Annotated in this window: 15 protein-coding genes; 6 read left to right on the plus strand and 9 right to left on the minus strand. The window is 70.1% G+C overall.

Features of this window, described 5'->3' with window-relative positions; all coding sequences use genetic code 11:
- Window positions 1–67: 67 nt before the first annotated feature.
- The gene (locus tag ACJ7VY_RS15210; RefSeq protein WP_240212471.1) at window positions 68–694 is read right to left on the minus strand and encodes a TetR/AcrR family transcriptional regulator; all 627 of its coding nucleotides are present in this window, start codon (window positions 692–694) and stop codon (window positions 68–70) included.
- Window positions 695–836: 142 nt separating this feature from the next.
- On the opposite strand from ACJ7VY_RS15210, the gene ACJ7VY_RS15215 reads away from it, so the two are divergent.
- The 3 genes from ACJ7VY_RS15215 (at window position 837) to ACJ7VY_RS15225 (ending at window position 6117) form a co-directional block, all read left to right on the plus strand.
- Entirely contained in the window at window positions 837–2000 is a 1164-nt protein-coding gene (locus ACJ7VY_RS15215) for an isovaleryl-CoA dehydrogenase (RefSeq protein WP_161614509.1), read from the plus strand.
- Between the two features lie 150 nt (window positions 2001–2150).
- Window positions 2151–3761, plus strand: coding sequence for a carboxyl transferase domain-containing protein (locus tag ACJ7VY_RS15220; protein WP_409475974.1), 1611 nt, complete (start codon window positions 2151–2153; stop codon window positions 3759–3761).
- A 373-nt stretch (window positions 3762–4134) separates the two neighbouring features.
- Window positions 4135–6117, plus strand: coding sequence for an acetyl/propionyl/methylcrotonyl-CoA carboxylase subunit alpha (locus ACJ7VY_RS15225; RefSeq protein ID WP_409475975.1), 1983 nt, complete (start codon window positions 4135–4137; stop codon window positions 6115–6117).
- A gap of 342 nt (window positions 6118–6459) precedes the next feature.
- On the opposite strand, the gene ACJ7VY_RS15230 is transcribed toward ACJ7VY_RS15225, so the two are convergent.
- Window positions 6460–7623 carry a putative peptide maturation dehydrogenase gene (locus ACJ7VY_RS15230; protein WP_409475976.1) on the minus strand — a complete coding sequence of 388 codons (1164 nt, stop codon included), beginning with the start codon at window positions 7621–7623 and terminating at the stop codon, window positions 6460–6462.
- A 101-nt stretch (window positions 7624–7724) separates the two neighbouring features.
- Between ACJ7VY_RS15230 and ACJ7VY_RS15235 the strand changes: the two genes are divergently transcribed.
- The gene (locus tag ACJ7VY_RS15235) at window positions 7725–8081 is read left to right on the plus strand and encodes an NHLP-related RiPP peptide (RefSeq protein ID WP_409475977.1); all 357 of its coding nucleotides are present in this window, start codon (window positions 7725–7727) and stop codon (window positions 8079–8081) included.
- Here ACJ7VY_RS15235 and ACJ7VY_RS15240 read toward each other — a convergent pair.
- The 4 genes from ACJ7VY_RS15240 to aceB all read right to left on the minus strand — a co-directional run bounded on the left by ACJ7VY_RS15240 (window position 8021) and on the right by aceB (window position 14939).
- Window positions 8021–10684, minus strand: coding sequence for a putative peptide modification system cyclase (locus ACJ7VY_RS15240; RefSeq protein ID WP_313229980.1), 2664 nt, complete (start codon window positions 10682–10684; stop codon window positions 8021–8023). The genes ACJ7VY_RS15235 and ACJ7VY_RS15240 overlap by 61 nt on opposite strands.
- 1 nt (window position 10685) lies before the next feature.
- Complete coding sequence (locus ACJ7VY_RS15245) at window positions 10686–11732, minus strand: diguanylate cyclase (protein WP_161614504.1); 1047 nt, start codon at window positions 11730–11732, stop codon at window positions 10686–10688.
- A 180-nt stretch (window positions 11733–11912) separates the two neighbouring features.
- Window positions 11913–13244, minus strand: coding sequence for an isocitrate lyase (gene aceA, locus ACJ7VY_RS15250; protein WP_240212477.1), 1332 nt, complete (start codon window positions 13242–13244; stop codon window positions 11913–11915).
- 54 nt (window positions 13245–13298) lie between these two features.
- On the minus strand, window positions 13299–14939 hold the full coding sequence (aceB, locus tag ACJ7VY_RS15255; RefSeq protein ID WP_104939850.1) for a malate synthase A: 1641 nt from the start codon (window positions 14937–14939) through the stop codon (window positions 13299–13301).
- Between the two features lie 108 nt (window positions 14940–15047).
- Here aceB and ACJ7VY_RS15260 point away from each other — a divergent pair, with 108 nt between their 5' ends.
- Together ACJ7VY_RS15260 and ACJ7VY_RS15265 are read left to right on the plus strand one after the other, a co-directional pair.
- The gene (locus tag ACJ7VY_RS15260; RefSeq protein WP_409475978.1) at window positions 15048–16016 is read left to right on the plus strand and encodes a LysR family transcriptional regulator; all 969 of its coding nucleotides are present in this window, start codon (window positions 15048–15050) and stop codon (window positions 16014–16016) included.
- Between the two features lie 87 nt (window positions 16017–16103).
- A complete protein-coding gene (locus ACJ7VY_RS15265) occupies window positions 16104–18188 on the plus strand; it encodes a S9 family peptidase (RefSeq protein WP_409475979.1) in 2085 nt (694 codons plus the stop codon).
- A 77-nt stretch (window positions 18189–18265) separates the two neighbouring features.
- Here ACJ7VY_RS15265 and dld read toward each other — a convergent pair whose 3' ends face one another.
- The 3 genes from dld to lldR are packed head-to-tail and all read right to left on the minus strand — an operon-like array spanning window position 18266 to window position 21881.
- On the minus strand, window positions 18266–19963 hold the full coding sequence (dld, locus tag ACJ7VY_RS15270; protein WP_409475980.1) for a D-lactate dehydrogenase: 1698 nt from the start codon (window positions 19961–19963) through the stop codon (window positions 18266–18268).
- Entirely contained in the window at window positions 19960–21099 is a 1140-nt protein-coding gene (lldD, locus tag ACJ7VY_RS15275; RefSeq protein WP_409475981.1) for an FMN-dependent L-lactate dehydrogenase LldD, read from the minus strand. The genes dld and lldD overlap by 4 nt, the downstream gene beginning before the upstream one ends.
- Entirely contained in the window at window positions 21096–21881 is a 786-nt protein-coding gene (lldR, locus tag ACJ7VY_RS15280; protein ID WP_409475982.1) for a transcriptional regulator LldR, read from the minus strand. Before lldR ends, lldD begins: the two co-directional genes overlap by 4 nt.
- Window positions 21882–21978: the final 97 nt, after the last annotated feature.

Here is a 21978-nt window from a genome sequence, read left to right on the forward strand (position 1 = left end):
CGGCGGAGTATAGACCAGCGCCCCCACCCACCGGCAACGGGCACCGGTGGCCACGGGCCGGCCGCGATCAGGCGCGCTGCGCGCCGATGCCGGCACCGGCCGCGCGCAGGCACAGGGCCCCGATCGCCTCGACCAGCGGCTCGCCGCCGCGCAGTCCGTCACGGCTGGGCGCGGTCGGGCCGACCAGTGCCTCGGTGAACGCACCGACGATGCAGGCCGCGCCCACGTCCAGGTCCTGCGGCGGGAACTCGCCACTGCGCACGCCGTCGCCGAGGATGCGTTTGAACACGTCGCCGAACAGGCGCCGACAGCGGATGCGCTCGGCCTCGACCTCCGGGTCCACCGGTTCGGCGATGAAGGCATAGGCCAGCGCCGGCCCGGCCAGTGCACGGCGCACGAAGGAGGCCACCGCCTGCTGCAGGCGCAGCGCCGCCGGCTGCGGCTGGTCGGCGATGGCCGAGAGGATGTCCAGCTCATGCTCGACCGCGGCGGTGAGCACTTCCACGAACAGGTCGGCCTTGGACGGGAAATGGCGATAGATCAGGCCGGTGGATACCCCGGCCTCGGCCGCCACCGCGGTGACCGGCGCATTGCGGTAGCCGCCGGCGGCGACCAGCCGGCGGGCCGCGGCCAGGATCGCCTCGCGGTTGCCGGCGAGGCGCTTTTCCATCAGTTCCGAACGTTTGTAGGCCATGGGCTGATTCTATGTTCAATTATTGAATTTGTATTCACTTTTTCATGGAGACCGGCTAGGCTGCGCGCAAACGCCCGTGCCGACGGTCCGCCCGTCCCCCTCCCGGAGCGCCCACCCGTCCTGCCGTACCGGAGCCGCCCCCATGCACGTTCCCACCCTTTCCTTCGATCTCGGCGAAGAGATCGACATGCTGCGCGCGAGCGTGGCCCAGTTCGCCGCCGCGCACATCGCGCCGCTGGCGGCCGCTGCCGACGCCGGCAACCAGTTTCCCAATGCGCTGTGGCGCCAGCTGGGCGAGCAGGGCCTGCTCGGCATGACCGTGGAGGAAGAATACGGCGGCAGCGGCATGGGGTATCTCGCCCACGTGGTGGCGATGGAGGAGATCTCGCGCGCCTCCGGCGGCATCGGCCTGTCCTACGGCGCGCACTCCAACCTGTGCCTGAACCAGCTGCGCAAGAACGCCAGCGAGGCGCAGAAGCACAAGTACCTGCCGAAGCTGTGCAGCGGCGAGCATGTCGGCGCGCTGGCGATGAGCGAGCCGGGCGCGGGGTCGGACGTGGTGTCGATGAAGCTGCGCGCCGACCTGCGCGGCGACCACTACGTGCTCAACGGCAACAAGATGTGGATCACCAACGGCCCGGATGCCGACGTGCTGGTGGTCTACGCCAAGACCGACCCGGAGGCCGGGTCGCGCGGCATCACCGCCTTCATCGTCGAGAAGGGCATGAAGGGATTCTCCACCGCGCAGAAGCTGGACAAGCTGGGCATGCGCGCGTCCAACACCTGCGAGCTGGTGTTCCAGGACTGCGAAGTGCCGGTGGAGAACGTGCTCGGCGAGGTCGGCGGTGGGGTCAAGGTGCTGATGTCCGGCCTGGACTACGAACGCGTGGTGCTGTCCGGCGGCCCGCTCGGGCTGATGGCCGCGGCGCTGGACGTGGTGCTGCCGTACGTGCACGAGCGCCGGCAGTTCGGCGAGGCGATCGGTACTTTCCAGCTGATCCAGGCCAAGCTGGCGGACATGTACGTGGGCCTCAACGCGTGCCGCGCATACGTGTATGCGGTGGCCAGGGCCTGCGACCAGGGCCGCACCACCCGCCAGGACGCGGCCGGCGCGATCCTGTACTCGGCCGAGAAGGCCACCTGGGCCGCCGGCGAGGCGATCCAGATCCTCGGCGGCAACGGCTACATCAACGAGTACCCGGCCGGGCGCCTGTGGCGCGACGCCAAGCTGTACGAGATCGGCGCCGGCACTTCGGAAATCCGCCGCATGCTGATCGGGCGCGAGCTGTTCCAGCGCACCGCGTGATCCAGGCCCGGCGACCGCCGGACCTCTCCCCGGGGGGCTGGCGGGTGAACGGCATCGACGGGGTTCGCGCATCATGATCCCGGCGCGCCCCGCACCCGCCCTTCGGACGCCCCCACCGACGGCACCCAGGCCACCGCAGGAACCACTGCCATGAGCGTACTGAAAACCCAGCTGCAGCCCGGCAGCGAGACATTCGAAGCCAACCGCGCGGCAATGCAGGCGCTGGTCGACGACCTGCGCGCCACCCTGGAACGCACCGCGCGTGGTGGCAGCGATGCGGCCCGGGCCAAGCACACCGCGCGCGGCAAGCTGCTGGTGCGCGAGCGCATCGACGCGCTGCTCGACCCCGGCAGCGCGTTCCTCGAGATCGCGCCGCTGGCCGCGCACGGCATGTACGACGACCCGGTGCCGGGCGCCGGCATGGTCGCCGGCATCGGCCGCATCGAGGGCGTGGAATGCCTGGTCGTCGCCAACGACGCCACGGTCAAGGGCGGCACCTACTACCCGGTGACGGTCAAGAAGCACCTGCGCGCGCAGGAGATCGCGCAGCAGAACCACCTGCCCTGCATCTACCTGGTCGATTCCGGGGGCGCGTTCCTGCCGCTGCAGGACGAGGTGTTCCCCGACCGCGACCACTTCGGCCGCATCTTCTACAACCAGGCCAACCTGTCGGCGCAGGGCATTCCGCAGATCGCCTGCGTGATGGGCAGCTGCACCGCGGGCGGCGCCTATGTGCCGGCGATGAGCGACGAGACGGTGATCGTCAAGGAACAGGGCACTATCTTCCTCGGCGGCCCGCCGCTGGTGAAGGCGGCGACCGGCGAAGTGGTCAGCGCCGAGGAACTGGGCGGGGCCGACGTGCACACGCGCATTTCCGGCGTCGCCGACCACATGGCCGACAACGACCTGCAGGCGCTGGCGCGGGTGCGCGCCATCATCGCCAGCCTCAACTGGCGCAGGCCCGAGCCGCGCGTCGCGCTGCAGCCCGCCGACGCGCCGCTGTTCGATGCGCGCGAACTGTATGGCGTGATCCCCAGCGACACCCGCAAGCCCTATGACGTGCGCGAGGTGATCATGCGCATCGTCGACGGCTCGCGCTTCGACGAGTTCAAGCCGCGCTACGGCAACACCCTGGTCACCGGCTTCGCCCACGTGCATGGGCACCCGGTCGGCGTGATCGCCAACAACGGCATCCTGTTCTCCGAATCGGCGCTCAAGGGCGCGCACTTCATCGAGCTGTGCTGCCAGCGCGGGATCCCGCTGCTGTTCCTGCAGAACATCACCGGCTTCATGGTCGGCCGCAAATACGAACACGGCGGCATCGCCAAGGACGGCGCCAAGCTGGTGATGGCGGTGGCCAATGCGCGCGTGCCCAAGTACACGGTGGTGATCGGCGGCTCGTTCGGCGCCGGCAACTACGGCATGTGCGGCCGCGCCTATTCGCCGCACTTCCTGTGGATGTGGCCGAACGCGCGCATCGGGGTGATGGGCGGCGAACAGGCCGCCAGCGTGCTGGCCACGGTCAAGCGCGACGGCATCGAGGGCAAGGGCGGGCAGTGGCCGGCCGACGAGGAGGAGGCGTTCAAGGCGCCGATCCGCGAGCAGTTCGAACGCCAGGGCCACCCGTACTATGCCAGCGCGCGGTTGTGGGACGACGGCGTGATCGACCCGGCCGACACCCGCCGCATCCTCGGCCTGGCGCTGGCCGCCAGCCTCAACGCGCCGGCGCAGGACACGCGCTTCGGCGTGTTCCGGATGTAGTTCGCATGCGCGACGTTCCTGCAGCGGAAACAAGCGCAAGGGCTTTCGCTCCCCTTCGGGGAGCGGGTTACTTCTCTTTGCTCGTGCAAAGAGAAGTTAACCAAGAGAAACACGCCCTACCTTCGCGTCCGGCGCGCATTGCGCGCCGGATTCACTCCGCCGCCGGAATTTTCCGACGAGACATCCCTGTCTCGTCGGAAAACGACGTGCATCCATGCACGCCGCCCTTCGGGTTCCTACCGTCGGCTCCGTCGCTGCGGAAGGGGACTCTGAAGATCAACCGCAACCGCCCAGGCCGAAGCAACCGCAGGAACCTGCACACGGGTGCTTTTCCCCTTCTGCTGCCACCGCGCAGCACGTCATGGAATACGCCATGTTCGACAAGATCCTGATCGCCAACCGCGGCGAAATCGCCTGCCGCGTCATCGCCACCTGCCGCCGCCTGGGCATCGCTACCGTGGCGGTGTATTCGGACGCGGACCGCGACGCGCGGCACGTGCGACTGGCGGACGAGGCCGTGCGCATCGGCCCGGCGCCGGCGGCGGAAAGTTACCTGCGCGGCGACGCCATCCTCGACGCCGCGCGCCGCAGCGGCGCGCAGGCGATCCATCCCGGGTACGGCTTCCTGTCCGAGAACGCCGGTTTCGCCCGCGCCTGCGCCGAGGCCGGCATCGTCTTCATCGGCCCGCCAGCCAGCGCCATCGATGCGATGGGCGACAAGAGCGCGGCCAAGGCGCTGATGCAGCAGGCCGGCGTGCCGCTGACGCCCGGCTACCACGGCGACCGCCAGGAACCGGCGTTCCTGCGCGCGCAGGCCGACGCCATCGGCTACCCGGTGCTGATCAAGGCCAGCGCCGGTGGCGGCGGCAAGGGCATGCGCAAGGTCGAGGCCAGCGCGGATTTCGACGCCGCCCTGGCCAGCTGCCAGCGCGAGGCGCAGTCCGCATTCGGCAACGCGCACGTGCTGGTGGAGAAGTACATCGAACGGCCGCGGCACATCGAGATCCAGGTGTTCGGCGACAGCCATGGCAACGTCGTACACCTGTTCGAGCGCGATTGCTCGGTGCAGCGCCGCCACCAGAAGGTGCTGGAAGAAACCCCGGCGCCGGGCATGACGCCCGAGCGCCGCGCGGCGATGGGCAAGGCCGCCACCGACGCCGCGCGCGCGGTCGGCTACGTCGGCGCGGGCACGGTGGAGTTCATCGCCGCGCCCACCGGCGAGTTCTGGTTCATGGAAATGAACACCCGCCTGCAGGTCGAGCACCCGGTGACCGAGATGATCACCGGCACCGACCTGGTGGAGTGGCAACTGCGCGTGGCCGCCGGGCAGCCGCTGCCGAAGACCCAGGCGCAGCTGGCCATCCGCGGCCACGCCATCGAGGCGCGGCTGTACGCCGAGGATGCCGACCGCGGCTTCCTGCCCTCCACCGGCACCCTGCGCCACCTGCGCCTGCCGCCGCCCGATGCCCATGTGCGGGTGGACGCCGGGGTCGAACCGGGCGATGCCATTACCCCCTACTACGACCCGATGATCGCCAAGCTGATCGTCTGGGACGAGGACCGCGAGCGTGCCCTGCTGCGCATGCGGCGCGCACTGGCGCGCTGCCAGGTGGCCGGCGTCACCACCAATGCCGCGTTCCTGCATCGGCTGGTGGCAACCGCCTCCTTCCGCCATGCCGATCTCGACACCGCGTTGATCGAGCGAGAACGCGACGCGCTGGACATCGCCCAGCACGCCGCGAGCGACGCCGACTGGGCCGTGGCCGCGGTACTCGCCAGCGGGTCAGGCGCCGCAACGCCGGCCGATGCGTCTGCCTGGTCCATCGCCGACGGCTGGCGCCTGACCGGCCCGGCCGCGCGCGCGGTCACGCTGGAATACCTGCAGCAGCAACGCACGCTGCGGGTGCGCCGCCACGCCGACGGCTGGCAGGTCCACGGCGGCGACGTCGATCCGCTACGGGTCGACGGCAAGGTGGACGGAGCGAGCTACGCCCTGCAGGCCGGCGACCGCCTGTACCGCGGCAACGTCCTGCACGACGGCAATGCGCTCTACCTCTTCGGCGAAGGCGGCCAGCGCCGCTTCACCGTGCACGATCCGGTCGCCGAGGCCGACGCCGGCAGCGACCACGGTGGCAGCCTGCTGGCGCCAATGCCCGGCCGGGTCATTGCGCTGCTGGTCGAGCCGGGCAGCAAGGTCACCCGCGGCACCGCGCTGCTGGTGATGGAAGCGATGAAGATGGAACACACCCTGCAGGCGCCGGCCGACGGCGTGGTCAACGGCTACCGCGTGCGCGGCGGCGACCAGGTGGGCGACGGCGCGGTGCTGGTGGATTTCGAGGCGGGCCCGGAAAGCTGATCCGCACATTGTCCCGGAGGCGATCAGGTTGCAACCATCATCAGAATCGGGATAACCGGCGCATGATCGGTGCGGCGGTGCGACTTGCCCTCACTGCCAGCAGGACCGCATCCATCCCATGTGATCGCTGGCCATCGCCCCACCATGCGACTCGCGGGGCGATGGGCGCGCCATGCGCCATCCCCGAGCGCATGCCTGGGCGGATACGGTTTGACCGCCTTCAGCCAGGCAACTCCCGGCGCAGGTCCGCTGGCGACCAACAGGCCTGACCGGCGGATCGAAGAGGAGTCGTCGTCAAGAATCCGCGTCGATGCGCGCCAGTGCCGCTGCGGCGGCCACGATTCATTCGGCTCGTTCCCAGACCCTGCCTCCGGGATCGAACTCGGCGACTTCCTGTTGCGCGGCGCGCCAGCCGAATCCACCCACTGCGACCGGTCCGTCGCACAGGGGCGCCAGGCCGAAGGCGCGCTCCAGCTCGCCTTCGTTGATCGCCGCGGTCACAAACGCGCCCAGGCCCAGGTCGGTGGCGCTCAGACACAGCGTCTGCGAGAGGTGGCCAACGTCCATCAGCAGTGCTCGATAGGCCTTGGGATGGTCGCGGTACTTCCAATAGCTGCGCGCCACGCGAGGCGCGTAGATCACCAGCACCGGCGCCTGGGCAAACCACCACTGCCCCGCCAGTGCCCTGCGCGCCAGCTCATCCAGCGGCATGGGCGGGGCGGGCAACGGACGCAAGGCATGCACGTGTGGGCGGTAGTGGTACAGGCCTGGCGGCACCCCCTGCACCCGTTGCACCAGGAGGTAGGCCTCGGTGGCATGCAACCCTCCACCTGAGGGAGTATGTTTCTTCAGGAACTCGATGCCTTCGCCCGCGACTACGCTGCCCTGCGCGGCGAAGACGCGGTCCAGCATCCGCGCGAACATGGCCTGCTCCAGTTCCCGCCCGCTATCGAAGTTGCGGCATGTGGTGCGTCTTTCGAGCAGCCTGTCCAGGCTGTCGGCAGGGACACGCTGCAGCGGGATGTCCGGGCCGCAGCCCTCCCGTTCGACCACAGCCGGCGGCGGTGTGCCGCAGGTACGTAGCAGGCCGGCGACCGTATCCATGCCCAGCCGCTGCATCGAGGCCACGCTGTCCACGCCGCTCCAGCAACTGGCCTTGTGCACGACCGCGGCCAGTGGCCACCAGTTCAATGCGCGGTGGCGTTCATCGGCCGCGCACTGCGATGCAAAGCGGGGCTCATCGGAAATCAGCAGTCCTGTTTCCAGCAGGCGCGACAGGATGTCCTCCGGCATGGCATCGGCCACGCTCCACAGCTGCGGACTGAAACGCCCCAGCCATGCCATCTCTGCCTCCGACACCTCGATTTCCTGCTCAAGGTGCGGCGCCAGTGCGAGCCAGCGACGGGTACGCGCAACCCCCACACCGCCAGCGAGCAGCCCGGCCAGATCAAAGCTCGCAGTCTCCCGCGATTCAAAAAAAACGCATGCGCAGCGACGCACGTTCATGGGTATGATCCTCATGCCGCGCGGGGGGGCGCTGCATATCCATACAACTTCAAGAAGCCGGTCAAGCGCCCCTGGCGCCCCCCAACCGGACAGGGGGAACAATGAGCAACGGCTCCAACAATGACGACGCTGCGGCTGGCCACCCCGGCCTGGATGCGGTGATGGCGGACACGCTGCTGGAAAAGCTGTCCAGCGATGATGCATTCCGTGCGCTTTTCCACGCAAACCCCATCCAGGCGCTGGCCGATCTTGGCGTGGATGCGGCGCAGGCGCTGGCGCCCATGACGCCTGCCGCGGGCGATCCGTTCTATTGCATGACCACCGCCCGGCTGGCCAGCAAGGAAGAGATCGCCGCCGCCCGCAGCGAGCTGCAGGCCCACCTCACGCGGGCGGGTAATCACGCGGTGGTCTTCTGCTTCGAAGCCGAGAGGATCGCCTCGGCCCTGGACAACAACTGAGGAGACAGTACCGAGGCAGGCCACTGCCGCAGAAACGCCTGCATTTCGGCAGTGGCCTGGCTGTGTTTCCCCTGTGCCGCCAGCGATTCGGCAAGCCACAGCCGCGCGAGGCGCGAGTCGGCTACGTTGAGGGGCTGCAGTGCCTGGGATGCATTGGCTTCGATGTAGGCAAGCCCACGTTGCTTGAGCAGCCAGCGTGCCTGTGTTTCAGCTTCGGCATGGCGGCCCGCGGCGGCCAGTACGCGATACAGGGCGACCCGCGACTGGTACAGGTCGTCGGCACGGGGCGACAACAGCCTGCTGGCCTCGTCGTGACGCCCGTTCGCAGCCAGCTGCCCGGCTTGCACGATCCGTTGCATTGCCGCGGTGGTTGTGCCCAGCCTCTCCTTGTCAGGCAATGCATCGACCTGTCTCAGCGCATTGGCCGCCAGGCTGGTGTCCCCCTCACGCTGCGCCAGCCAGGCGTTAGCCAGCAACATCGACGTGAGATCCGCGCGGTTGGAAGGATCCCAGGCGGGGTCGGCGATCGCGCTCACCAGCGCCTGGGCGGTCGCCAAACGGCGCGATCTCGGCAAGGACACACCGGCCGTCTGCGCCACCACGCTTGAGATGAAGCGGAACTGCAGGTTCATGAACGCATCCTGCTGGCCGCTCGTCTCAACGGCGTTTTCCACTGCTGCCCGGGCCTGCTCCCACCTTCCCTGGTCAAGCGCCAACGACACCCGGTCGATCATGGGCACCAGATCGGTAGCCGCATAGCCGCTGGGCCTGATGGCCTCCAGTGCGGCCATGGCTTCGACGGGTCGTTCAAGCACCGCCAGCACATTGGCGATACGCCGGCCCTGGCCCGCCTGAGTCTCGTTCCCGATTTCCCGCAAGCGCTTCAACGCAGGTTCCGCCGCTCCCTTGGCGAGCAGGACGCGCGCCAGGAAGTCGGCCGCCAGCGGTCGCAACGGATCCTGCGGTACATCGGCCGCCTGTGCATATGGCAAAGCCTCGTCCATGCGATTGACGGTGAAAAGGTGCCACGCGGAGTTCGCCTGGCCGGCGAAGTCGTCGGGATAGAGACCGGCCATCAGTTGCCATTTTTCCAACGCCTGCACCGGCGCCCGCAACTCGGCCTCCCAGGCATCCAGGTAGAGGCGCTCCCGATCGGGCAGGCGGTGCCGCAGGGCCAGTGCGCGGTCGAGGAAAGGCATCGCAGACGGCCGCTGCGAACGCGCCACCATGACCCGCGCCGCGCCAAGGTAGCCAAGCGCGAACTCGGGATCCAGCGTGGTGGCCTCGTTATACATCTGCATCGCCTGCTGCCACTTTCCCTCACGCGTGGCCTGCAATCCGAGCGCATATGCGCGCAAGGCATGAAGGTTTGACGTCGTCACCGATGGTAATGGCTGTGACGCAGCCTTGACCGATGCCCGGGTTTCACCCAGATGCCCGCGCAACCGCGAGGCGATGGCATCGACCGAGGCCAGCAGCGAATCCAGGCCGCGGCCATCGACGAAATCCGAACGGATCGTGGCCTGCGTATGCGGGTCGACGATCTCCATGCTCAGGCGCAGCTTGCCCCCAACCTCGGAGACCGCCGGCAGTATGACCAGACGTGCGCCGTCACGCAGCGCCACTTCGGAAGCCAACGTACGGTCCAGTCGCGAAGCCACGGGATCGCGGCGCATGCGGGACAGGGTGTCGCGCGTCTTCATGTCGCTGAGCACGTTGACGTGCCGCGACTGCTCCAGGCTGACACGCAGGGCCTGCATCACCGAATCATCCAGCAGGGCATTGCCGGTCAGGTTGCGTAGGTCGCCCAGCACCACCCAGTCGCGCTCGGCGAAAGCGATGGCCGGCTCCGGGCGCATGAAGAACCAGGCGCCCACGCACAGCGCCGCCAGCAGCGCCGCCTCCGCCACCAGCGCCATCGGGCGCCGCCAGAACGGCAGGTCGCGCCACGCCTTGGGCGTGCTGCGCGGCGTGCGCAGCGGGGCGAACCCCGGTTCGCCGACCTCGAACACTTCCTGGGTGGTCGGCACGCCCTTGAAGTGCCAGCGGCCATGCGACTTCCACAGCAGGTGCCCGCTGCGCGCGCCCAGTTCGCGCGCGGAGCGGTGTGCCAGCGATTCGGCCACCGCCGAGAGCAGGATCTGCCCGGGCCGCGCCAGCGCCATCAGGCGCGCCGCCAGCGGCTTGGCCAAGCCCTCGACCTCCAGCGGCTTGGCGCCGGCCTGCACCGCCTCGACGCTGTTGTGCCAGGTCAGCACCTCGCCGACGTGCATGCCGGTGCGCGCCTGCAGGTCGATGCCACGCAATTTGCCCAGCTGCTCCAGGCCCTGCCGGTAATCCAGGGCGAAGCCGAGGCCGTTGACCGGGCGCTCGAACAACAGCAGCAGGCCGTCGGAGCGGTCGATCATGCGCCCCTTCCACTGCTGCTGCAGGCGCAATACCAGCCGGTCGTGCTCCTGGAACAGTTCCGCGGCCGCGGTGTCGCCGAGCCGCTCCACCAGTGCCACCGAATCGCACAGGTCGGTCAGCAGCAGCGTGTGCACGCGGGGGGCCGGCGCTTCCGCCGCGGGATCCATGTCGGGGGTGGCGGGGGCCTGCTGCATGTCAGCCGGCTCCCAGCCAGTCCACCGGCCATTGCAGCCGGTTGCCGCCACGCCGCTTGGCCTCGTACAGGGCGCTGTCGGCATGGGCGTACCAGTCGTTCCAGTCGCGCGCCGGGTCGAGCAGGCAGGCGCCGATGCTCACCGGGCAGACCCGCGGCACCGGCTGCGAACGTTCCAGCAGGCCATGCACGGCGTGCAGGATGAAGCCGGCCACGTGTTCGAGCGCCGCGGCATCGGCCTCGTGCACCAGCAGGCAGAACTCGTCGCCGCCCAGGCGGCAGGCCAGGCCGCCGGGCTGCACCACCGAGCGCAGGATGTTGGCGACCGCCTGCAGCACGCGGTCGCCGACCAGGTGGCCGTGCTCGTCGTTGATGCACTTGAAGCGGTCGCAGTCGATCAGCAGCAGCCCCTGCGGCGGGGTCCGCGACGGCTGCCGGCATTCCTGCAGGTAAAGGGTCAGCCCGCGGCGGTTGTGCAGGCCGGTCAGCTCGTCGGTCCGCACCAGTTCCTCGGTGTGGTTGAGCTGGTGCGTGGTGGTGTAGAGGTTGTCCAGCGCCGCTTCCAGGTCGTGGTTGCGGCGGCGCAGCTGCCGGATCAGCATCTGTTCGTTGGAGACCACGCGCATGATCGTACGGCGCAGGAAGAATGCGACGCGGCCGGGGTCGTGGTCCACCAGCTTCTGGAAATCGGGGTGCCCGAGTTCGAGCAGGGACAGTTCCGTCGCGGCGCGGGCATCGGCACCGCGGCGATGGTCGCCGATCAGCAGGCCCAGCTCGCCGAAGAACTCGCCCGGACCCAGGTACTTGACCACCAGGTCCTCGCCGAAATTGAGGTCGACGATGCCGCTGACGATGACGAACATGGCATCGCCGGAATCGCCACGGCGGAACAGCACCTCGCCGGCGGCGACCTCGCGCTGCCGGCCGAACCGCGAGAACAGCGCGAACTCGTCGGGCGACAGGACCGGATGCACGATTTCGGCCATCGCCATATGAGCGACGCCCAGCTCGCGATCATCGGCCATGATTGCAGCATTGTCGCTGGTCATTCCCTCAGCCCCACCGCCCCTCCGTCCCCAGGGGCTAGCGCGGAAGGATAGCACCGCCACCCGGCGCGGACGATGCCGGAAACCGGCGTGAGCCCCATTCAGCCGGCCAAGAACAAGGGCGGCCGTCGCGGCCGCCCCAACACCATACCCCGGCTGCTGAAAACGTATCGAAAACGCCGTTCAGGCGGCCTTGCCGGCCTGGAACTGGGCCTCCTCGGTGGACCCGGTGAGCGCGGTGACGCTGGAGGCGCCGCCCTGGATCACCGTGGTCACGTCGTCGAAGTAGCCGGCGCCCACTTCCTGCTGGTGCGAGACGAAGGTGTAGCCCTGCCCGCGGGCGGCGAACTCCGGCTCCTGCACCTGCTCCACGTAGTGGCGCATGCCTTCGCCGCGGGCGTAGTCGTGGGCGAACTTGAAGGTGTTGAACCAGTTGATGTGGATGCCGGCCAGGGTGATGAACTGGTACTTGTAGCCCAGTGCCGACAGTTCGTCCTGGAAGCGGGCGATGGTGCGGTCGTCCAGGTTCTTCTTCCAGTTGAACGACGGCGAACAGTTGTAGGACAGCAGCTTGCCGGGGCTGGCCGCGTGCACCGCCTGGGCGAACTCGCGGGCGAAGCCCAGGTCCGGGGTGCCGGTCTCGCACCACACCAGGTCGGCATACGGCGCGTAGGCCACGCCGCGGCTGATCGACTGCTCCAGCCCGTTGCGCACCCGGTAGAAGCCCTCGGCGGTGCGCTCGCCGGTGACGAACGGCGCGTCGTTGGGGTCGAAGTCGCTGGTCAGCAGGTTGGCGGCCTCGGCATCGGTGCGCGCCAGCACGATCGTCGGCACCCCCAGCACGTCGGCCGCCAGGCGCGCGGCGACCAGCTTCTGGATCGCCTCCTGGGTGGGCACCAGCACCTTGCCGCCCATGTGGCCGCACTTCTTCACCGCCGCCAGCTGGTCCTCGAAGTGCACGCCCGCGGCACCGGCCACGATCATGTTCTTCATCAGTTCGTAGGCGTTGAGCACGCCGCCGAAACCGGCCTCGCCGTCGGCCACGATCGGCAGGAAGAAGTCGATGGCGTCCTCGGCCTTGAGCTTGCCGTCGACGATGTTCTTCCACTGGATCTCGTCGGCGCGCTGGAAGGTGTTGTTGATGCGGCGGACCATGGTCGGCACCGAGTCGTAGGCGTACAGCGACTGGTCCGGGTACATGGTCTCGGAGGTGTTGCCGTCGGCGGCCACCTGCCAGCCGGACAGGTACACCGCTTCCAGCCCGGCCTTGGCCTGCTGCATCGCCTGGCCGGCGCTGATCGCGCCGAACGCGTTGACGTAGCCCTTCCGGGCATCGCCGTTGAGCAGTTTCCACAACCGTTCGGCGCCGCGCCGGGCCAGGGTGTGCTCGGGCTGCACGGTGCCGCGCAGGCGCACCACGTCGGCGGCGCTGTACGGGCGGCGCACGCCGGCCCAGCGCGGGTTGCTGTCCCAGTCGTGCTGCAGGGCGTCGATCTGTTGCGTGTAGGTGCTCATGGTGGAACTCCTTGGGGGGCGGGCGTGCGGAAAGGGGGAATGGCAGCGGGGGGCTCAGTCGATCTGCCGGTAGGCGGGCAGGGTCAGGAACTCGGCCAGCTCGTCGGCGCGGCTGAGCGTGTCGAGCAGGTCGATGGCCTGGGCGATGCGGCCGCCGCCGGGCAGCGCGGCGGTGTCGCCCAGGCGCGCGGGCAGCGCGCGCAGGGTGGCGTCGAGCAGCGCGCCGTCGATGGCGGTGCCGTCGTCCAGGTGCTGGTTGCCGGCGTGCAGCCACTGCCAGAGCTGGCTGCGGCTGATCTCGGCGGTGGCGGCGTCCTCCATCAGGTTGTGGATCGGCACGCAGCCGTTGCCGTCCAGCCATGCGGCCATGTAGCGCACGCACACTTCCACGCTGTTCTCGAACCCGGCGCGGGTGATGGTGCCGGCGCAGGGGGCCACCAGCTCGTCGCGGGTGACGTGCACGTCGCGGCGCAGCACGTGGTGCTGGTTGGGGCCGGGCATGTGCTCGTCGAAGATCGCGCGCGCCACCGGGATCAACGCCGGGTGCGCCACCCAGGTGCCGTCGTGGCCGGCGCTGACCTCGCGCAGCTTGTCCGCGCGCACCCGCGCCATGGCCTGCTCGTTGGCGGCCGGGTCGTGGTTGATTGGGATCTGCGCGGCCATGCCGCCCATCGCATGCGCGCCGCGGCGGTGGCAGGTCTGGATCAGCAGTTCCGAATACGCCTTCAGGAACGGCTGGGTCATGGTCACCTGGCCGCGCTCGGGCAGCACCTTGTCGGCATGCCGGCGGAAGGTCTTCAGGTAGGAGAAGATGTAGTCCCAGCGGCCGCAGTTCAGGCCGACGACGCGCCCGCGCAGCGCGTGCAGGATCTCGTCCATCTCGAACACCGCCGGCAGCGTCTCGATCAGCACCGTGACCTTGATCTGCCCGTGCGGCAGGCCGAGCATGCCCTCGATGTGCGCCAGCGCGGTTTCCCACAGCGCCGCCTCCTCCATCGACTGCAGCTTGGGCAGGTAGAAGTACGGGCCGCGGTCGCGGCGCATCAGCGCACGGGCGTTGTGGAAGGCGAACAGCGCCGCGTCGAACAGGCCGCCGGCGATCGGCTGGCCGTCGACCAGCACGTGCTTCTCGTCCAGGTGCCAGCCGCGCGGGCGCACGATCAGCACCGCCTGCTCGGCGAACGGCCGCAGCGTGTAGTGCTTGCCGGGCGTGCCGTCGGCCGCCGCCGGCGCGGTGTACTCCAGGTCGCCGCGCACCGCGCCGATCAGCGCCTGCTGGCCGGCCAGCAGGTTGCGCCAGGTCGGCGAAGTCGAATCCTCGAAATCGGCCATGAACACCCGCGCGCCGGAGTTCAGCGCGTTGATGACCATCTTCGGGTCGGTCGGGCCGGTGATCTCGACGCGGCGGTCCTGCAGCGCGGCCGGGATCGGCGCCACCGTCCAGTCGCCCTGGCGCAGGTGCGCGGTGTCGGCGCGGAAATCCGGCAGCCCGCCCTGGTCGAAGAACGCCTGGCGCTGGCGCCGCGCCGCCAGCCGTGCCTGGCGCTCGGGTTCCACCGCCCGGTGCAGCGACACCAGCAGGGCCAGCACCCCGGCCGGCAGCAGTTCCGCCTGGCCGGCGAGCCGGGCGGCCACGGTGATGCCCGGCGTCGGGCGGGCGGGCGTGGACGGGACAGAGGTGGCGACGGCGGACATGGCGGAACCCTGCGGGTGTCGGGGGACTCCACCGTGCCGCCGGGGTCACTTATTTATCAAAACAGTTTTTGCAATACCCAACATAAGTTGTGCTAATAATCAGCCGAAATGACGCCGAAGACGCCCGCAAGCCCGCGTTTTTCCTACAAGTCCGACCGGCTCAAACCGCTGCGCGCGTTTTGCCAGACGGTCCGACTGGGCTCGGTGTCGCGTGCTTCGGAGGCGCTGTTCGTCAGCCAGCCGGCGGTGAGCCTGCAGTTGCAGGCGCTGGAGCGGGAGCTGGGGGTGGTGCTGTTCGAGCGCAGCGGCCGGCGCCTGGTGCCCAGCCGCGAGGGCCAGCTGCTGTACGAGATGGCGCAGCCGCTGGTGGAGAGCCTGGACGGGCTGGAAGCCAGCTTCCGCGACAAGGTCCGCGGCCTGGATGCCGGGGAACTGACCGTGGCCGCCAACACCTCGACGATCCTGTACCTGCTGCCGAAGATCGTCGAGGCGTTCCGCCAGCGCCACCCCGACGTGCGCCTGGTGCTGCAGGACGCGATCAGCGCCGACGGCACCGAACTGCTGCGCGGCGATGCCGCCGACCTCGCCGTGGGCTCGATGCTGGACGTGCCGGGCGACCTGAGCTACGCGCCGGTCTACGACTTCGAGCAGGTGCTGATCACCCCGCGCGGGCACCCGCTGGCCGGCAGGCGCGAGATCACCCTGGAGGACCTGTCGGCGTTCCCCCTGATCCTGCCGCCCAAGCGGCAGATCACCTGGCGGCTGGTGGACCTGGTGTTCCAGCGCCACCGCGTGCCGTACACCGTGGCGCTGGAGGTCGGCGGCTGGGAGGTGATCAAGCAGTACGTGGCCATGGGCATGGGCATTTCCATCGTCACCGCGCTGTGCCTCAACGACGCCGACCGCGAACGCCTGGCGATCCGCCCGATGACGCGTTATTTCCCCACGCGCAGCTACGGGGTGACGGTGCGCCGCGGCAAGGTGCTGTCGCCGCAGGCGCGCGCCTTCATCGCATTGATCCGGCCCGACCTGTTCGCCCCGCGCCAGTACGACGACACCGGCCATTCGGAGCGCTGAGCCGCGCCGGGGCGCGGCTTAACGCAGCAGGCGCGGTTCCGCGCTAGCGTGGCCGCACCCGCCAGCGCGGCATACCGGAGCTCCGCCATGGATCGCACTCTGCTGTTCGCTGTCAGTCTCGCCCTCACCCTGTCCCTTTCCGCCTGCAACCGCACGCCGGCCGGCAACGACGCCCCGCCCGCACCGGCCGCCAGCGGCACGCCCGCCGCGCCGCCCGGGCTGATCCCGCGCGACGCCCTGTTCGGCAACCCCGAGCGTGCCAACGTGCAGATCAGCCCCGACGGCCGCTACCTGGGCTGGGTCGCCGCGGTCGACGGCGTGCTCAACGTCTGGGTCGCCCCGGCCGACGACCTGGGCAAGGCGCGCGCGGTCACCACGGACAAGACCCGTGGCATCCGCCAGTACTTCTGGAGCCACCGTCCCGACACCCTGCTGTACCTGCGCGACACCGGCGGCGACGAGAACTTCCACCTGTTCGCGGTGGACCTGGCCAGCGGCCAGGCGCGCGACCTGAGCGATTTCCCGGCCACCCGCGCCGAGGTCGTCGGGGTCAGCCACCTGCACCCGGAATCGGTGCTGGTGGCGATGAACGACCGCGACCCGAAGTGGCACGACCTGTACCGCGTGGACCTGACCAGCGGGCAGCGCACGCTGCTGGAGAAGAACACCCGGCAGATCGCCGGCTACATCGCCGACCCGGACTTCAAGGTGCGCATGGCCAGCCGCGCGCGCGAGGACGGCGGCAACGACCTGCTCGAACCCGATGGCAAGGGCGGCTGGAAGGTCACCGGGCAGATCCCGTTCGCCGATTCCCTGACCAGCTTCCCGGGCGGCTACACCAGCGACGGCAAGACCCGCTACTTCTTCGACTCGCGCGACCGCGACACCGCCGCGCTGTATGCCATCGACACCGGCACGGGGGCGAAGACCCTGGTCTACGAGGACGCCCGCGCCGATATCGACAGCGCGCTGGACGACCCCATGACCCAGCGCGCGCAGGCGGTGGCGGTCAATTACCTGAAGAACGAATGGAAGGCGGTCGACCCGGCCATCGCACCGGACCTGGACAAGCTCAAGGCGATCGGCCCGGGCAGCTTCAGCGTCACCTCGCGCACGCTCGACGACAAGACCTGGATCGTGGCCTACTCCGCCGCCGAGTCGCCGGTCACCTACTACCGCTATGTGCGCGGCGGCACGCCGGAGAAGCTGTTCGTCGCGCGCCCGGCGCTGGAGGGCAAGGCGCTGGTGCCGCAATGGCCGCAGGAAATCCGTTCGCGCGACGGGCTGACCCTGGTCAGCTACCTCAGCCTGCCGCGCAGCGCCGACGCCAACGGCGACGGCAAGGCCGATGCCCCGGTACCGATGGTGCTGCTGGTGCACGGCGGGCCGTGGGCGCGCGACGACTACGGCTACAACGCCTACCACCAGTGGCTGGCCAACCGCGGCTATGCGGTGCTGTCGGTCAATTACCGCGGCTCCACCGGCTTCGGCAAGGCCTTCACCAACGCCGGCGACGGCGAATGGGCCGGCAGGATGCACGACGACCTGATCGACGCGGTGGACTGGGCGGTGAAGAACGGCGTGACCACCCGCGAGCAGGTGGCGATCATGGGCGGCAGCTACGGCGGCTACGCCACCTTGGTCGGGCTGACCTTCACCCCCGACACGTTCAAGTGCGGCGTGGACATCGTCGGCCCCTCGAACCTGGACACCCTGCTTTCCACCATCCCGCCCTACTGGGCCGCGTTCTTCGAGCAGTTCGCCAAGCGCGTGGGCGACCCGCGCACCGCGGCCGGCAAACAGCTGCTGGCCGAGCGCTCGCCGCTGACCCGCGTGTCCGCCATCCGCCGGCCGCTGCTGATCGGCCAGGGCGCCAACGACCCGCGCGTACGCCAGGCCGAGAGCGACCAGATCGTCAAGGCCATGACCGAGCGGAAGATCCCGGTCACCTACGTGCTGTTCCCGGACGAAGGCCATGGCTTTGCGCGCCCGGAGAACAGCAAGGCGTTCAACGCCGTGGCGGAGGGTTTCCTGGCGCAGTGCCTGGGCGGCCGCGCGCAGCCCATCGGCGCTGACTTCCAGGGCTCGAGCATCACCGTGCCGACCGGCGCGGACGGGGTGCCCGGCCTGGCCGAGGCGGTCGGCACCCACGTGCAGGACATCCGCCGCTGACGCGGTGCGCGTTGCGGGCGGCCCGGTCGCGGTGACCGGGCCGCCAACTCACTGCCCCCCCCCGGCGCATGGCGCGCTCAATGCGCGCAGTCGCAGTCCTTCCAGCCGGCCCGCTTGCTGGTCTGGCCGATGCCCGGATTGAAGACATTGCCAGGATCGAGCTGCCGGTAGAACGCGGCCAGCGCCGGCTTGGCCGGATACAGGTGGCCGACATTGTGTTCGGCCGGATATTCGGCGCCGCGCGCGTCCAGCAGCGCCCACATCGCATGCTCGATCGCCAGCGGGTCTTCGCCCTTGCGCGCGATGTAGTCCTGGTGGAACACGTGGCACAGGAAGTGGCCGTAATACAGCTTGTGCAGCAGGCGCGCGTCGAGCCCGGCCGGCAACTGCTCGAACCAGTCGCGGTCGTCGCGGCGCAGCGCCACGTCCAGGGCGACGATGTCCTGCACCCGGTCGCGGTGCACTTCGCGGTAGCGCACCGCCGCGCTGGCCACCGCGAAGCGGTGCAAAAACGCCTTGCGTCCCTCCTCCGCGGTGCAGTGGAAGAAGCCGCCTTCGTGGCCGTCGAAGAAGCCGCGCAGCCAGGCCCCGGTCTGCGCCGCGTCGCGCGCGGACACCTTCAGCAGCAGATGATGTTCGTAGCGCAGGCGGAACTCGCCCATGCGCCTGGGCAGGTGCGATGGCAGCAGGCCGGCCAGCACCTGCAGCACCCGGTCGCTCACCCCGCGCAGGCCCAGCCGCTCGAACCAGCCATCGACCCGGCTTTTGCAGGCGAAGGCAGCCGGCACGCGCGCGGTGCCGAGCCGGTCGATCAGCAGGAACACGTCCTTGCCGTAGCGCTCGCCGATGTCGTAGGCATCGCGGTGGATGTACTCGCCGGCGATCGGCAGGCGCTCGAAACCGGTGAGCAGCTGGCGCCGCAGCGCGGTGAGGCTGTCGGTGCGGTTGCTGCCGATATAGAAGACCTCGGCCGGCTCTTTCTCGAAGGTATCCAGGCGCACCGCGAAAACGGCCAGCTTGCCGGCCGAGCCGGCTGCCTCGTGCAGCCGTGCCGGGTCGGCGTTGAAGCGCGCCGGGGTGCCGGCGTCCACCTGCCGCACCTGCGTGGCGTAATGCGGGTCGGAGGCGACGCGGCCGCCACCACTGCCGACGTCGGCCGGCGTGTAGTCGCCGGCCTGCAGGCGCGTCAGGATCTCTTCGGGGCTGTCTCCCAGCGCGATGCCAAGGTGGTTGACCAGGTGCAGCCGGCCATCGGCATCGACCTGCGCGAACAGCGCCAGCTCGGTATAGGCCGGCCCGCGCCGCACCAGCGCGCCGCCGGAGTTGTTGCAGATGCCGCCCAGCACCGAGGCGCCGATGCACGAGGAGCCGATCACCGAGTGCGGCTCGCGCCCGAGCGGTGCCAGCACCTGTTCCAGCCGGTCGAGGGTAGCGCCCGGCAGGCACAGCACCTGGCGGCCGCCGTCCAGCAGCCGGATGCCGTGCAGGCGCAGCGTGCTGACCAGCACCACCGGGCGGCCATAGTCATCGCCATCGGGCGTGGAGCCACCGGTGAGCCCGGTGTTGGCCGCCTGCAGGATGATCGCCGCGCCGCCCTGCACCGCCGCCTGCAGCACCTGCCACAGCTCCAGCAGCGTGCCCGGCCGCACCACCGCCAGCACCGGGCCCTCGCCGAAGCGGTAGCCCCGGCGGAAGCGGCGCGTGGCCCGATCGCCGGTCAGCACGTGGCGCTGGCCGACGACCGCGCGCAGGCGCCCCAGCAGCGCCGCGCTCACGGCAGCCGCACCAGCGAATCGCGGCCGATGTCGGCAATGCGGCGCGCACCGGTCAGGGTCATCGCCACCCGCATCTCGCTGGCGACCAGGTCCAGCAGGTGGGCGACACCGGCCTCGCCGCGCGCCGCCAGCGCGTAGACGAAGGCGCGGCCCAGCAGCACGGCATCGGCGCCGAGGGCGAGCATGCGCACCACGTCCAGGCCGCTGCGGATGCCCGAATCGGCCAGGATCTTCAGCTCGCCCTGCACCGCATCGGCGATCGCCGGCAGCGCGCGTGCGGTGGACTGCACGCCGTCGAGCTGGCGCCCGCCGTGATTGGACACGACGATGCCATCGGCGCCGAACTTCACCGCGTCGCGCGCGTCGTCCGGGTCGAGGATGCCCTTGATCAGCATCGGCCCCTTCCAGAACGCACGGATCCACTCCAGGTCCTTCCACGAGATCGACGGGTCGAAGTTGCTGCCGAGCCAGCCGATGTAGTCCTCCAGCCCGGTCGGGTGGCCACGGTAGGCGGAGATGTTGCCCAGGTCATGCGGCCGCCCGCGCAGGCCCACGTCGAAGGCCCAGCGCGGATGGGTCACGGCCTGCAGGTAGCGGCGCAGCGCCGCGTTGGGCCCGCTCATGCCCGAATGCGCATCGCGGTAGCGCGCGCCCGGCACCGGCATGTCCACGGTGAACACCAGGGTGGTGACGCCCGCCGCCTGCGCCCGCTCCAGCGCGTTGCGCATGAAGCCGCGGTCACGCAGCACGTACAGCTGGAACCACATCGGCCGCCGGATCGCCGGTGCCACTTCCTCGATCGGGCACACCGACACCGTGGACAGGGTGAACGGAACGCCGCGGCTGTCGGCCGCGCGCGCGGCCTGCACCTCGCCGCGACGCGCATACATGCCGGTCAGCCCGACCGGCCCCAGCGCCACCGGCATCGCCAGCTTTTCGCCGAACAGCTCGGTCTCCAGGCTCAGGTCGGCCATGTCGCGCAGCACGCGCTGGCGCAGGGCCACGTCGGCCAGGTCGGACACGTTGCGGCGCAGCGTGTGCTCGGCGTAGGCGCCGCCATCGATGTAGTGGAACAGGAACGGCGGCAGGCGGCGGCGTGCGGCCGCGCGGTAGTCGGTGGAAGCGGAGATGATCATGGGTCGGCCGTGGCGGAAGGCAGGCGCGAGGCCCGCGCGCGCCGGGCCTCGTTTTCGTCGAGCGTGCGCAGCGTGGTGTGCACGAACTCCAGGTGGGACAGCGCGGCGGCGCGCGCACGCTGCGGGTCACCGGCCAGCACCGCGTCCATCATCCGGCGATGCTGCGCGGACAACGGCGCGAAGGTGCGCGGCGAGGTGTACAGCCGCTCGCGGCTCTGCGAGATGTTGGTCTGCAGCAGGTCGAACAGGCCGCGCATCACCTGCAGCAGCACCAGGTTGTGCGACGCCTCGGCGATGGACAGGTGGAAGTCGGCGTCGGCGCGGGCTTCGCCGGCGGGGTCGTCCCTGCCGTGCGCATCCAGCATCGCGGCGTAGGCGCCGGCGATGCGCGCGCGGTCCTCGGCGGTGGCGCGCAGCGCGGCATGCCAGGCCGCGGCGCCCTCCAGCGCATGGCGGATCTCCAGTACGTCGAAGCGGTACTCCGGGTCGCCCTGGAACAGCGGCAGGTACGGCGCCAGCGGCTCTTCGATGGCCTGCCGCGCGCGTGCCGCCGGTTCGGCGACGAAGGTGCCGCCGCCCACGCGCGCGACCAGCAGGCCCTGGCTGCCCAGGCGGGCGATGGCCTCGCGCAGCGCGGTGCGCGATACGCCCAGCTGCGCCGCCAGCAGGCGCTCGGCCGGCAGCCGGTCGCCGGGCCGCAGCCGCCGCTCGCGCACCAGCGCTTGCAGTTGTTCGGCGACCCTGTCCGACACCCGCTGTGGCGGGCGGCGCGGCACGTTCACCGGCGCCGCTCCCCGGGCCGCGCGCAGGCGGCCGGGCGCGGCACCCCGGCACGACGCGCCCGCTCATGGAAGTGTGGCGAATGCTTCATGTCCACTC

Source organism: Stenotrophomonas sp. Y-13 (genome assembly GCF_046267925.1).
Lineage (GTDB): Bacteria > Pseudomonadota > Gammaproteobacteria > Xanthomonadales > Xanthomonadaceae > Stenotrophomonas > Stenotrophomonas acidaminiphila_A.